The sequence below is a fragment of the Flavobacterium suncheonense GH29-5 = DSM 17707 genome (genome assembly GCF_000430025.1).
In the GTDB taxonomy this organism is placed as follows: domain Bacteria; phylum Bacteroidota; class Bacteroidia; order Flavobacteriales; family Flavobacteriaceae; genus Flavobacterium; species Flavobacterium suncheonense.
Map to the genome: position 1 here is coordinate 374,625 of NZ_AUCZ01000003.1, position 13,284 is coordinate 387,908.

The window sequence follows — 13,284 nt, forward strand, 5'->3', positions numbered from 1 at the left end:
CGATTCGTTATCTTTGTTGAAATTTAGCGAAAATGAACAAAAAAGTGATTTTAATGATCCTGGATGGTTGGGGCAAATCACCCGATCCGAAAGTATCTGCCATAGACAACGCCAATACGCCTTTTATTGACAGTTTGTACCTGAATTATCCCAACGCCACCTTACGCACCGACGGTTTAAATGTGGGTTTACCCGAAGGACAAATGGGCAATTCGGAAGTAGGTCACATGAATTTGGGTGCAGGACGCATCGTCTATCAGGATTTGGCAAAAATCAATCTGGCGGTACAGCATAAAACGCTGAATCAGGAAAAAGTACTACATGACGCTTTTGCTTATGCCAGACAAAACAATAAAAACGTTCACTTTTTAGGTTTGGTTTCCGATGGTGGCGTTCATTCCCACACCTCGCATTTACGCGGTCTGTTGGATGCGGCAAAAGATTTCGGCCTGCAAAATATTTTTGTTCACGCCTTTACGGACGGCCGTGATGTGGATCCGAAATCCGGAGCGAAGTATATTGAAGATTTAAACAATTACCTGGCAGATTCCCCTGCAAAACTGGCTTCGATTGTGGGCCGTTACTATGCAATGGATCGCGACAAACGCTGGGAACGCATCAAAAAAGCCTACGATTTGATAGTGAACGGCATCGGAACACATTCCATTAATCCGGTGATGAGCATTTTAGCGAGTTATCACAACCATATTACCGACGAATTTATCGAACCGATTCTGATGGTCGACGAGCACAACCAACCGGTTGCCACAATCAAAGAAGACGATGTGGTGATTTTCTTCAACTTCCGTACCGACCGCGGAAGACAATTAACCGAAGTGCTTTCGCAAAAAGATTTCCACGAACAGAACATGCACAAAATGCCGTTGTACTACGTTACCATGACCAACTACGACGACACCTTTGAAAACGTACACGTGATTTACGACAAAGACAACATCACCGAAACCTTGGGTGAAGTTTTGGAATACAACAACAAACTGCAAATCCGGATAGCCGAAACCGAAAAATATCCGCACGTGACGTTTTTCTTTTCCGGTGGTCGCGAAACCCCTTTTATCGGGGAAAGACGTTTGCTTTGCCCGTCACCAAAAGTGGCTACTTACGATTTACAGCCCGAAATGAGTGCGTTCGACATCAAAGACAAATTACTTCCCGAACTGAAAAAAGGCGAAGTCGATTTTGTCTGCCTGAATTTTGCCAACGGCGACATGGTAGGCCATACCGGCGTAATGAAAGCCGCCATCAAAGCCTGTGAAGCGGTCGATGTTTGCGTGAAAGAAGTGATTGAAACCGCTCTGGAAAACAACTACACCACTATTGTAATTGCCGATCACGGTAACTGCGAAACCATGATCAATCCGGACGGAACGCCTAACACGGCGCACACGACCAACCCGGTGCCGATTATTTTAGTGGACAAAGAACTGAAACACATCAGCGACGGCGTTTTAGGCGATATTGCCCCGACCATTTTAGAACTAATGGGTCTTGAAAAACCCGAAGTAATGACAAGACATTCCCTGCTGTAATTATGAAAAAAATAGTTTCAATTTTAGTATTAGCGGCAACTTTCACAGGTTGCAACGCCCAAAAAAAACCGATCATGACCTCAGAAGTAACCACCGTTCAAACCCGTGATATGTTAGTAGGCAAATACGACAAAAAAGCGCTTTTAAAATCGCCATACAATTTGTGGTTCAACCCAAATTATGAGAATTACAAACCGAGTGCGGCTACTCTTTCGGAATTAAAAAAACATACCGGAGGTGTCACCGTAACCGTTTTTATGGGAACCTGGTGCGAAGACAGCCAACACCGTGTTCCGGAATTTTACAACGTTTTGGACGCGATTGGTTTCGACACTGAAAAAGTGACTCTGATTATGGTCGACAAATTGAAAACCACCCCGGAAAATTTTGAAGCAGGATTAGACATCACCAACGTGCCGACCTTCATCTTCTACAAAAACGGCAAAGAACTGCACCGCATCGTAGAGTCTTATATGGAAAGTGCCGAAAAAGACATGCTGAAGATTTTAAGCGGACAGCCTTACAAACACGCTTACCAAGATTAAGCTACTTACTTCACGCTATAAAAAAGCCACGAATTCACGAATAATCAGTGTCCGAAAAAACAATTCGTGAATTTGTGGCTTTGTTTTTTTATCGCTAACCATTCTTGATCATCTCAAAATATTCCCGCTCGACGCGTTCCTGATGCTCCGGATGGGCAATTTTTACCATTTCGGCAACTCTTTGTTTTAACGTTTTTCCGTATAAATCGGCAATGCCGTTTTCGGTGATGATGTATTGCACGTGAGACCGCGTGGTTACGACACCGGCTCCCTGTTTTAAATGAGGTACGATTCGGCTTTCTCCCCGTTTGGTAACCGACGGCAGGGCAATAATGGCTTTTCCGCCTTCACTCAACGAAGCCCCTCGGATAAAATCCATCTGACCGCCAACACCGGAATACATCTTTCCGCCAATCGAATCCGCACACACCTGACCGGTTACATCCACCTCAATCGCAGAGTTTATCGCTACCATTTTCGGATTCTGCCGGATGATTGAGGCGTCATTCACATAAGACGATTCCCGCATTTCAATAAACGGATTGTTGTCCACAAAATCATACAATCGCTTGGAGCCCACCAAAAAGGTTGCCAAAGCACGACCGCGACTTACTCCTTTGTAGTTACAGGTAACAATTCCTTTTTCAATCAAATCTATGACGCCATCGGAAAACATTTCGGTGTGCAGCCCTAAATCTTTGTGATTGCCCAATTTCGCCAATGCGGCATTCGGTATGGAACCAATTCCCATCTGTAGGGTGCTTCTGTCCTCGATTAAACTCGCCACAAAATCGCCTATTTTGGCTTCTTCAGGAGTAATTTCAGCCATGCCGTGTCCGTGGATTTCGGTTTCCGCTTCCACCAGATAATCAATTTCAGACACGTGAAGCAAACTGTCTCCGAAAGTCCGCGGCATTTTAGGATTTACTTGTGCAACCACCATTTTGGCATTTTCTATAGCCGCTAAAGTTGCCTCAACAGAAACACCAAGAGAACAATATCCGTGATTGTCGGGCGGCGAAACGTGAATGAAAACCACGTCGAGCGACACCACCTTTTTGCGGAACAGCAGTGGCAGTTCGCTCAGAAAAACCGGTGTATAGGAACCATTCCCCGCTACCAGCGTATGCCGAACATTACTGCCAATGAAAAAGGAATTCACGTGAAAACTTTCGGAAAGCTCCGGATTGGCGTAAGGCGCCTCCCCTTCGGTATGGAGATGACAGATTTCCACATTTCTCAGTTCGGCTGCTCTGTCGGTTAAGGCTTTGGTTAATACTGAAGGCGTGGCAGCAGCGGCCTGAACGTACACTCTGTTACCAGACTGCACTACTTTAACAGCTTCTGCAGCAGTTACATATTGACTCATACTTTGAATTTTCGTAAAATTACTCCCACTAAAGTTACGGAAATCTGATAAATCTCAGGCTTATTTTACAAATAAAGATTTATCCGCAGAATATTGTATTTTTGCAGTCCAATATTTAAGTTATGATTATCATCAAAACCCGTGAAGAAATCGAATTGATGCGTGAGAGCGCCTTAATCGTTTCCAAAACCTTAGGAATGATTGCCTCGGAAGTAAAACCCGGCGTAAGCACCCTGTATTTGGACAAACTTGCCGAAACCTTTATACGCGACCATGGCGCCACACCGGCATTTTTAGGGATGTACGGTTTCCCGAATTCGTTGTGCATGAGCCCAAATTCCCAAGTGGTTCACGGCATTCCGAATGACAAACCTCTGGAAAGTGGCGATATCATTTCGGTAGATTGCGGTGCGCTGAAAAACGGCTTTTACGGCGATCACGCTTATACTTTTGAGGTAGGCGAAGTGAGTGAAGCCACAAAGAAACTTCTAAAAGTAACCAAAGAATCGTTATACGTTGGTATCCGGGAATGTAAAGCCGGCAACCGCACGGAAGATGTGGGCAATGCGATTCAGAAATATTGCGAAAACCACGGCTATGGCGTAGTGCGCGAATTGGTAGGACACGGTATCGGACGCACCATGCACGAAGCCCCGGAAATGCCCAACTACGGAAAACGCGGCCGCGGCAAACTGTTACAGGAAGGCATGGTGGTAGCTATCGAACCGATGATTAATCAAGGCACCAAAAACATCAAACAGCACAAAGACGGCTGGACCATTACCACGGCAGACGGCAAACCTTCGGCACACTTTGAACACGATGTGGCTATTGTGGACGGAAAACCGGAACTTTTATCCACCTTCGCTTATATTTACAAAGCTTTGGGCATTACGTCCGATGAGGAAAACGAATTCCGAAAACAACCGCTGGTGCTTTAATGAAAAAACTTTTTAAATTCATACTCAATACCATTCCGCGTCCGATACTGATTCGTTTGAGTATCGTGGTGCGTCCCGTTCTGGCGTTTCTTTTAAAAGGAGACCGGTTCACCGATCCGATTGACGGGAAAAGTTTCCGCATGTTTTTGCCTTACGGCTACGGCACGCAGCGAAACAATGTTTTATCACCCAGCACTTTATCTCTGGAAAGACACCGATTATTATGGTTATATCTGAAAAACGAAACCGATTTTTTCACGACAACCGAAAAGAAAAAAGTGTTGCATTTTGCTCCGGAACAGGAATTTTACAAGCGGTTCAAAAAACAAAAAAACATCGAGTACACTACTACTGACCTGCTTTCTCCGTTGGCCGATGTGAAAGCCGATATCTGCAATTTGCCTTTTCAGGACAATTCGTACGACATCATTTTCTGCAACCACGTTTTGGAACACATCCCGGATGACACCAAAGCCATGCAGGAACTATACCGAGTGTTAAAACCGGGCGGTATGGGCATTTTTCAAATTCCGCAGGATTTGAACAGAACGGCTACTTTTTCGGACGATTCGATTACCGATCCTAAAGAGCGTGCTAAAATTTTCGGTCAGTACGATCATGTGCGCGTATACGGAAGGGATTATTTCGACAAATTGAGAAGCATCGGTTTTAAAGTTTCCGAAGTGGATTACACTGCAACTTTATCTCCGGAACTGGTGGAAAAATACTGTTTGGCCAAAGGCGAAATTCTGCCGGTTTGCCATAAATAACAGCTTCCTTTTTTGGAACAGATTTTGTTTGAAGAAAATCATTACTTTTATGAACTGCCAAAAATAGTATTATGATTTTCAGTAGAACGCATCTCTTAATTGTTTTATTTTTCTCCATCAACTTGTCTGCTCAAGCAGAAAAGGAAACACTACCACCCTTTAACATCAAAACGGTTTCTTTTGTTCAAAACGGCAACAATATGATTCCGATGTTCCGGTTAGGCGACCGTTTCGAACTGCAATTTGACGATTTGTTTGGCAACGAAGCAGACTATTATTACACCATCACCCAATACAATTACGACTGGACGCCAAGCCCGCTCGCTAAAGTGGAATACCTGCAAGGCATGGATAACCAGCGGATTATGAATTATCAGAACTCCTTCAACACGCTTCAGATTTATTCACACTATACGTTGTCGTTCCCAAATCAGTACAACCGCATTACCAAAAGCGGGAATTATATGGTGAAGATTTTCGATTCCAGTCAGGAGCTGGTTTTTTCCCGAAAATTCATGTTATACGAAGAGCAGCTTGCTGTTCCTTTACAGATTAAACGTTCCCGCGACATCAGCACCATCAACCAGATGCAGAATCTGGATTTTGTAATTAAAACCGGCGATCATCTTTTTCAGAATCCTGCCAATAACATTAAGGTGGCCTTGTTTCAAAACGGACGTCTGGACAATGCGATTTACAACATCAAACCCCAGTACACCATTGGGTCCGATTTAATTTACCGCTATAACAAAGAAACCCAGTTTTGGGGCGGAAACGAATTTCTGTATTTTGAAAACAAGGACATCCGGGCCGTGGGAAACAATGTGTTTAATGTAACGGCCGGCGAAATTTACAATTCGCATCTGTACCTGAATACATCGAGGGCCAATCAGCCGTATACTTATGCCCCGGACATCAACGGAAACTTTCTGGTTAACAACATGAACAGCTCAAACAGCACTCTGGAAGCCGATTATTCGTGGGTGTATTTTTCCCTGAGTTCCAATCCTTTTATTGGCGACAAAGACATTTATATTGTGGGAATGTTTAACAATTACAGCCTAAGCCCGGAATACAAAATGGACTACAACAAAGAGCGCGGCATTTTTGAAAAACCGGTTTTAATCAAACAGGGGTTTACTAATTATCAGTATGTTATCGTCGATAAAAAAGGAAAAATCGATTATGAAAATGCTGTCGACGGGAATTTTTATCAGACGGAAAACGACTATTTTATTCTCGTTTACTACCGGGGCAACAACGATCGTTATGACAGAATCATCGGGCGCGGGATTTCCAATTCGGAAAACATCACCAATTAAATTTTTTCTAAATTGCTGTTTCTAAAACAAATATTTCTTATTTTTGAAGAAATCTAATTTTTCCTTAAATGGTTTCACAGATTACGAGCGGTATAAAGATTTCGGTTCTGACCAGTTTTGAAGGCACGTACTTCAAAAACTACAAGATTCACTTTGCCTTTTCGTACGAAGTGACCATTGAAAACCAGAGTAAAGATTCCGTACAGCTCAATTCCCGCCATTGGGAAATTCACGATTCCCTGAACGATTTGGAAATTGTGGACGGCGAAGGGGTTATCGGAAAAAAACCGGTTTTAAAACCCGGTGAAAAACACACCTACAATTCCGGCTGTCTGCTTTCGTCGCCTTTCGGAGCAATGCGCGGGTATTTCAACATGATCAACTTTACCACCACGAAAACTTTTCGGGTAATCATCCCTACCTTTAAATTAAGTGCGCCTTTCGCCTTAAATTAAACTCTGAAAAATTACAAAACCATTAACAGTTAACCGGTTAGCGTATTGGCTAATAATTTGTATCTTCGCTACGCGAAATTTTTTCAAAACACAAATACAACAAATTATGCCAAAAGGAATTTACAATGTTCCCAAAGCGGTTAACGAGCCAGTTAAATCATACGCTCCCGGAACACCGGAAAGAGAAGCTGTGGCTGCAGCTTTCAAACAAATGTACAACAGCACCGTAGACGTACCTTTATATATCGGTTCGGAAGAAATCCGTACCGGAAAGACCAAAAACATAACGCCTCCGTTCGACCACAAACACGTGGTGGGACAATACCATGAAGCCGAAAAAGAGCACATCGAAAAAGCGATTGCTACTGCTTTGGAAGCAAAGAAAAAATGGGCAAACATGCCTTGGGAGCAACGCGCTTCCATCTTCTTAAAAGCTGCGGAATTGTTAGCCGGACCTTACCGTGCGAAAATCAATGCAGCGACTATGATTGCTCAGGCAAAAACCGTTCACCAGGCAGAAATTGATTCGGCTTGTGAATTGATCGACTTCCTGCGTTTCAACGTACAGTTCATGTCACAGATTTATGCGGAGCAACCGGTTTCTTCAGAAGGCATCTGGAACCGCATGGAGCACCGTCCGTTAGAAGGATTTGTGTATGCCATTACGCCGTTCAACTTTACCGCGATTGCAGGCAACTTACCGGCTTCGCCTGCTTTGATGGGGAACGTGGTAATCTGGAAACCGGCGGCTACTCAGGTTTATTCGGCCAATGTAATTATGGAAGTGTTCCAACAGGCAGGTTTACCGGCCGGGGTGATCAACATGATTACCGGGAATTCAGGAATGATTTCCGACACCTTGTTGGCAAGTCCTGATTTTGCAGGCATTCACTTTACAGGTTCTACCGGAGTATTTAACGACATGTGGGCGAAAATCGGTCAGAACATCCACAAGTACAAAACGTATCCGAGAATTGTTGGAGAAACCGGTGGTAAAGATTTCGTCTTAGCACACCCTTCTTCTATTCCGGCACAAGTAGCCACCGCTTTATCAAGAGGTGCTTTCGAATACCAGGGACAAAAATGTTCGGCAGCTTCAAGAGCCTATATTCCGGCTTCTATCTGGCCTAAAGTAAAAGAATTGCTGTTAGCTGATCTAGCATCCATGAAAATGGGATCACCGGAAGACATGAGCAATTTCCTTTCTTCGGTAATTTCAGAACAGTCGTTTGACAAATTGGCCGGATTTATCGATCAGGCGAAAAAAGACAGCGATGCGGAAATTATTGCCGGCGGCGGTTACGACAAATCTGTTGGGTATTTCATCCAGCCGACGGTTATCGTAACCACGAATCCGAAATACAACACCATGTGTACCGAATTGTTCGGACCGGTATTGACGATTTACGTTTACGAAGATGCCAAATGGACAGAAACTTTAGCATTAGTAGACGGAACGTCAAGCTACGCTTTAACCGGAGCCATCTTCAGCCAGGACCGTTACGCAATTGCGGAAGCGACCAAAGCCTTGGAAAATGCAGCCGGAAACTTCTACATCAACGACAAACCAACAGGAGCCGTAGTAGGACAACAGCCATTTGGTGGTGCAAGAGCATCCGGAACCAACGACAAAGCCGGTTCGGTATTGAACCTGATGCGTTGGGTTTCCCCAAGAACTATCAAAGAAACCTTTGTAACACCAACGGATTACAGATATCCGTTCTTAGGCTAAAATTAGTCCTAAAGTCAAAAGTCTAAGGTCTCAGAGCCTTAAACCCTCATAAAAAAAAGTCGAATCCGGATTTGGGTTCGACTTTTTTTATTCTACTATTTTTGGACTTTCCGCTTCTCTTTTTGACTTTCGACTTTTGACTTTTGACTCTTACACTTTATACTTCAGCGGCAAATGCACTACTTTCTTTGTTTCAAAAAACTCATCCTCGAAGAAATCGGATAAATTATACAAAGTCGCTTTCGGAAAATCTTTCAGCTCTTCGGTTAAATCGCCGCCTTTTAAATACAAAATTCCGTTTTTCAATGCATGATTGCTTTGCTTTTTGATTTTATCTTTTACCCATTTGTAAAAATCCGGCATGTTGGTTACGGCGCGGCTCACGATGAAATCGAACTCGGCTTTTACGTTTTCGGCGCGCATTTGCTCGGCTTTTACGTTTTGCAACCCCAATCCTTTGGCTACTTCATTTACTACCCGGATTTTTTTGGCAATCACATCGATTAAATAAAAATCAGTTTCAGGATATAAAATTGCCAACGGAATGCCCGGAAAACCGCCACCGGTTCCCACATCCATGACTTTCGCCCCGGGCTGAAAATCCATCACTTTGGCGATGCCCAGCGAATGCAATACGTGTTTGGTGTACAATTCGTCAATATCTTTTCGGGAAATCACGTTGATTTTTGCATTCCAGTCATGGTACAACTCTTCCAGTTTCCGGAATTGTTCCCGCTGAGTATCAGTTAGGTTAGGGAAATACTTTACAATATCCTGCATTATTCAAATTTTTAGCAAAAGTACACAATTTAACAGTGAAATTTTTATCAACTTTAACGAATTAGGTGTCGATTAATAATTACCTTTGGGCGAATTTAATGCAAATGAATATGGAAAATAACGCTCCAATTTTTTCAAAATCCGACAGCCTGAAGTTTTTCAGAACGCTGAACAAACGCGTAAACGACTATTTTAAAGAAAATAACCTCAAAAAAACCGGGAACTGGAAACTGCATCTGAAAACCATAATCATGTTTTCGATTTTCCTGACTCCGTACTTTCTGATTTTAACGCTTGATTTACCGCTTTGGGCGCATTTGCTGATGACCATCGTAATTGGTATCGGAATGGCCGGCGTAGGCATGAACGTGATGCACGACGGCAACCACGGTTCGTATTCCACCAAGCCCTGGTTAAACAAAATCATGGGCGGCAGCATCTATATTTTAGCCGGAAACGTTTACAACTGGCAGGTACAGCACAACGTACTGCACCACACCTACACCAATATACACGGACATGATGAAGACCTGGAAGCCGGACGCATCATCCGTTTTACCAAACACGCCGATTGGTCGCCTGTGCATAAATTCCAGCATTATTACTCCATTTTCCTTTATGGTTTGCTAACGTTCAATTGGGCAATTACTACGGATTTCAAACAAATGCGCCGTTACATCAAACGCAAACTATCGTACGGTGAATTCCCGAAACCTTTTACTCTTTGGAGCACATTAATTGTAACTAAAGTGATTTATTTTTCCATCTGGCTGGTCATTCCAATGCTTTTAGGCATCGTTTGGTGGGAAGTATTGTTAGGCTTCCTGATCATGCACTATACCGCCGGATTAATCTTAAGCGTAGTATTCCAGTTGGCACACGTGGTGGAAGAAACCGAACATCCGCAACCAGACGAGAACAACGAAATCGAAAACACCTGGGCCGCGCACCAATTGTTTACAACAGCCAATTTTGCACCTAAAAACTGGTTGGTAAACTGGTACACCGGTGGCCTGAACCATCAGATTGAGCATCACATTTTTCCGAACATCAGCCACATCCATTACGGAAAAATCGCTGAAATCGTAAAACAGACCGCAGCAGAATGCAATTTGCCGTATTACGAATTTAAAACCACGCGTTCGGCTATTTATTCGCATTTCAAGCACTTAAAAGAAATGGGACGAAAACCGCAATTAGCATAATACAAAACAACATAACTCGACAATTATGAACCCGTTATCGGACAGAATTAACAGCCTGGCAGTATCACAAACCTTAGCCATGGCGGCGAAAGCCAGAGAATTAAAAGCACAAGGAAAAGACATTATCAGCCTTAGTTTAGGAGAACCGGATTTCAACACGCCGGATTTCATCAAAGAAGCCGCAAAAAAAGCGATTGACGAAAACTACAGCACCTACACTCCGGTGGAAGGTTATCTGGAACTGAAAGAAGCCATCTGCCGCAAATTCAAAAGAGACAACAATCTGGATTACAAACCTTCGCAAATCGTAGTATCTACCGGTGCGAAGCAATCCTTATACAACATTGCCCAAGTCATGTTAAACGACGGCGACGAAGTAATTTTACCGGCTCCGTATTGGGTGAGTTATTACGAAATCATCAAATTATCCGGTGGCGAACCGGTTGTGGTAAAAACTTCCGTTGACAGCGATTTCAAAATGACACCGGAAGAACTGGAAGCCGCCATCACACCAAAAACCAAAATGATGTGGTTCAGTTCACCATGCAACCCGAGTGGTTCGGTATACAGCCGTGAAGAACTGACTGCACTTGCCAGAGTTCTGGAAAAACACCCGAACATTTATGTGGTTTCCGATGAAATCTACGAACACATCAATTTTTCAGGAACTTTCTGTAGTATTGCCTCGATTCCGGGAATGTTTGACAGAACCATTACCGTAAACGGAGTAGCCAAAGCCTTCGCGATGACCGGATGGCGCATTGGTTATATCGGAGCACCGGAATTCATTGCCAAAGCCTGTACCAAAATTCAGGGACAGGTAACCAGCGGTGCCAATTCCATTGCACAGAGAGCTACGATTACTGCCGTAGACGCCGATCCGAAAGTTTTAAAATACATGGTGGATGCGTTCCACAGCCGAAGAGATTTGGTGGTTGGTTTGATCCGCGAAATTCCGGGGATGAAAATCAACGTACCGGAAGGCGCATTTTATGTATTCCCGGACGTTTCGGCTTTCTTCGGCAAAACTTTAAACGGTGTAAAAATCAACAATGCCGACGATTTTTCGATGTACTTATTGGAACACGCCAACGTAGCCACCGTAACCGGAGACGCTTTCGGAAACCCGAACTGCATCCGTTTCTCCTATGCCACCAGCGAAGATTTACTGAAAGAAGCGCTCCGCCGCATCAAAGAAGCGGTCGCCACTTCCGAAGTTTTAGCATAACAATACAAAGCCTCAAGCAAATTTGAGGCTTTTTTATTTCTCCTATTTACACAGGCAAAAAAGTCTCGCATCCGTTTTGTGATTTTTTATTTAAAGAAAAACATAAAATTACAAAACTGTGATCAAATCGATTTTGAATCTAAAAAATCACAACCGTCAAAAACTTGGTCAATCAGCCTAAACTAACTACCTTTAAGCCTTCAAAACAACACAACATAATGCAAAAGAAAATCCTCCTTTTAGGTTCTGGGGAATTAGGAAAAGAATTCGTAATTGCCGCCCAACGCATCGGGCAGAAAGTAATTGCCGTTGACAGTTATGAAAACGCTCCGGCCATGCAGGTTGCGCACGGGTTTGAAGTAATCAACATGTTAGATGGCGCCGAACTGGACCGCATCGTAGCCAAACACCAACCTGACTTTATCGTACCGGAAATCGAAGCCATCCGCACCGAACGTTTTTACGATTATGAAAAACAGGGCATCACAGTAGTTCCATCCGCGAAAGCAGCCAATTTTACCATGAACCGAAAAGCCATTCGCGATTTGGCAGCTAAGGATTTGGGCTTGCGAACAGCCAATTACCGTTACGCCACTACTAAAGAAGAATTGCAAAAAGCAGTATCTGAAGTTGGAATACCATGTGTTGTTAAACCCCTGATGAGCTCCTCGGGTAAAGGACAATCGACCATTAAAACACAAGAAGATATAGAAAAAGCCTGGAACTACGCCGTGGAAGGTTCCCGTGGCGACATCATCGAAGTCATTGTGGAGGCGTTTGTGAATTTCCATTCTGAAATTACTTTACTGACCGTTACCCAAAACAATCACCCAACACTATTCTGTGCACCAATCGGACACCGTCAGGAACGCGGCGATTATCAGGAAAGCTGGCAACCGGCACGCGTTTCCGAAAAGGATATCCTGGAAGCTCAGGACATGGCGCGAAAAGTAACCGAAGCCTTAGGCGGCGCAGGCCTTTTTGGCGTGGAATTTTTCTTAACGGATGAAGGCGTTTATTTCTCCGAATTGTCGCCCCGTCCGCACGACACCGGCATGGTTACCTTAGCCAAAACACAAAATTTCAACGAATTCGAACTGCATTTGCGCGCCATTTTAAGCATCCCGATTCCGGAAATTACGTTGGAACGCATAGGGGCAAGTGCCGTGGTTTTAGCCACCCAAAATTCCGACAACCCGACTTATGACGGCATTGAAAAAGTAGCGTCGCTTTCCAAAACCGATTTCAGGATTTTCGGCAAACCCACTTCCCGACCGTACCGCAGAATGGGCGTCGTATTGGTAAACGACACGCTGGACACGCCAATCGAAGAAGTGGTGGAAAAAGCAAAAAAAACCGCTACCTTAGTAACTGTTAATCCATAACA

At 43.8% G+C, this 13,284-nt stretch carries 12 protein-coding genes; 10 read left to right on the forward strand and 2 right to left on the reverse strand.

The features are described from left to right. Window positions 1-32 precede the first annotated feature (32 nt). Window positions 33-1,550: a 2,3-bisphosphoglycerate-independent phosphoglycerate mutase gene (gene gpmI, locus G498_RS0101920; RefSeq protein WP_026979588.1), complete on the forward strand. Its 1,518-nt coding sequence runs from the start codon at window positions 33-35 to the stop codon at window positions 1,548-1,550. A gap of 74 nt (window positions 1,551-1,624) precedes the next feature. Then, a complete protein-coding gene (locus tag G498_RS0101925; RefSeq protein ID WP_240470472.1) occupies window positions 1,625-2,095 on the forward strand; it encodes a thioredoxin family protein in 471 nt (156 codons plus the stop codon). Between the two features lie 94 nt (window positions 2,096-2,189). Here the strand turns inward: G498_RS0101925 and G498_RS0101930 are convergent, their stop codons facing one another. After that, a complete protein-coding gene (locus G498_RS0101930) occupies window positions 2,190-3,464 on the reverse strand; it encodes an acetyl-CoA hydrolase/transferase family protein (protein WP_026979590.1) in 1,275 nt (424 codons plus the stop codon). Between the two features lie 122 nt (window positions 3,465-3,586). Here G498_RS0101930 and map point away from each other — a divergent pair, with 122 nt between their 5' ends. The 5 genes from map (at window position 3,587) to pruA (ending at window position 8,684) form a co-directional block, all read left to right on the forward strand. Further along, window positions 3,587-4,405 (forward strand): type I methionyl aminopeptidase, encoded by an 819-nt coding sequence (gene map, locus G498_RS0101935; RefSeq protein WP_026979591.1) that lies wholly within the window; start codon window positions 3,587-3,589, stop codon window positions 4,403-4,405. Beyond that, window positions 4,405-5,175: a class I SAM-dependent methyltransferase gene (locus G498_RS0101940; RefSeq protein ID WP_026979592.1), complete on the forward strand. Its 771-nt coding sequence runs from the start codon at window positions 4,405-4,407 to the stop codon at window positions 5,173-5,175. Before map ends, G498_RS0101940 begins: the two co-directional genes overlap by 1 nt. Before the next feature lie 71 nt (window positions 5,176-5,246). Beyond that, window positions 5,247-6,497 carry a type IX secretion system plug protein gene (locus G498_RS0101945; RefSeq protein WP_026979593.1) on the forward strand — a complete coding sequence of 417 codons (1,251 nt, stop codon included), beginning with the start codon at window positions 5,247-5,249 and terminating at the stop codon, window positions 6,495-6,497. A 68-nt stretch (window positions 6,498-6,565) separates the two neighbouring features. Next, window positions 6,566-6,952, forward strand: coding sequence for a Co2+/Mg2+ efflux protein ApaG (gene apaG, locus G498_RS0101950; protein ID WP_026979594.1), 387 nt, complete (start codon window positions 6,566-6,568; stop codon window positions 6,950-6,952). Window positions 6,953-7,058: 106 nt separating this feature from the next. Then, entirely contained in the window at window positions 7,059-8,684 is a 1,626-nt protein-coding gene (pruA, locus tag G498_RS0101955) for an L-glutamate gamma-semialdehyde dehydrogenase (RefSeq protein ID WP_026979595.1), read from the forward strand. 150 nt (window positions 8,685-8,834) lie between these two features. Here pruA and rsmG read toward each other — a convergent pair whose 3' ends face one another. After that, window positions 8,835-9,464, reverse strand: coding sequence for a 16S rRNA (guanine(527)-N(7))-methyltransferase RsmG (gene rsmG / locus G498_RS0101960; RefSeq protein ID WP_026979596.1), 630 nt, complete (start codon window positions 9,462-9,464; stop codon window positions 8,835-8,837). Between the two features lie 110 nt (window positions 9,465-9,574). Here rsmG and G498_RS0101965 point away from each other — a divergent pair, with 110 nt between their 5' ends. From G498_RS0101965 to purT, 3 genes are all read left to right on the forward strand, one after another. Beyond that, window positions 9,575-10,669: a fatty acid desaturase family protein gene (locus G498_RS0101965; protein WP_026979597.1), complete on the forward strand. Its 1,095-nt coding sequence runs from the start codon at window positions 9,575-9,577 to the stop codon at window positions 10,667-10,669. Between the two features lie 25 nt (window positions 10,670-10,694). Further along, complete coding sequence (locus G498_RS0101970) at window positions 10,695-11,897, forward strand: pyridoxal phosphate-dependent aminotransferase (protein WP_026979598.1); 1,203 nt, start codon at window positions 10,695-10,697, stop codon at window positions 11,895-11,897. 218 nt (window positions 11,898-12,115) lie between these two features. After that, the gene (gene purT, locus G498_RS0101975; RefSeq protein ID WP_026979599.1) at window positions 12,116-13,282 is read left to right on the forward strand and encodes a formate-dependent phosphoribosylglycinamide formyltransferase; all 1,167 of its coding nucleotides are present in this window, start codon (window positions 12,116-12,118) and stop codon (window positions 13,280-13,282) included. Window positions 13,283-13,284 lie beyond the last annotated feature (2 nt).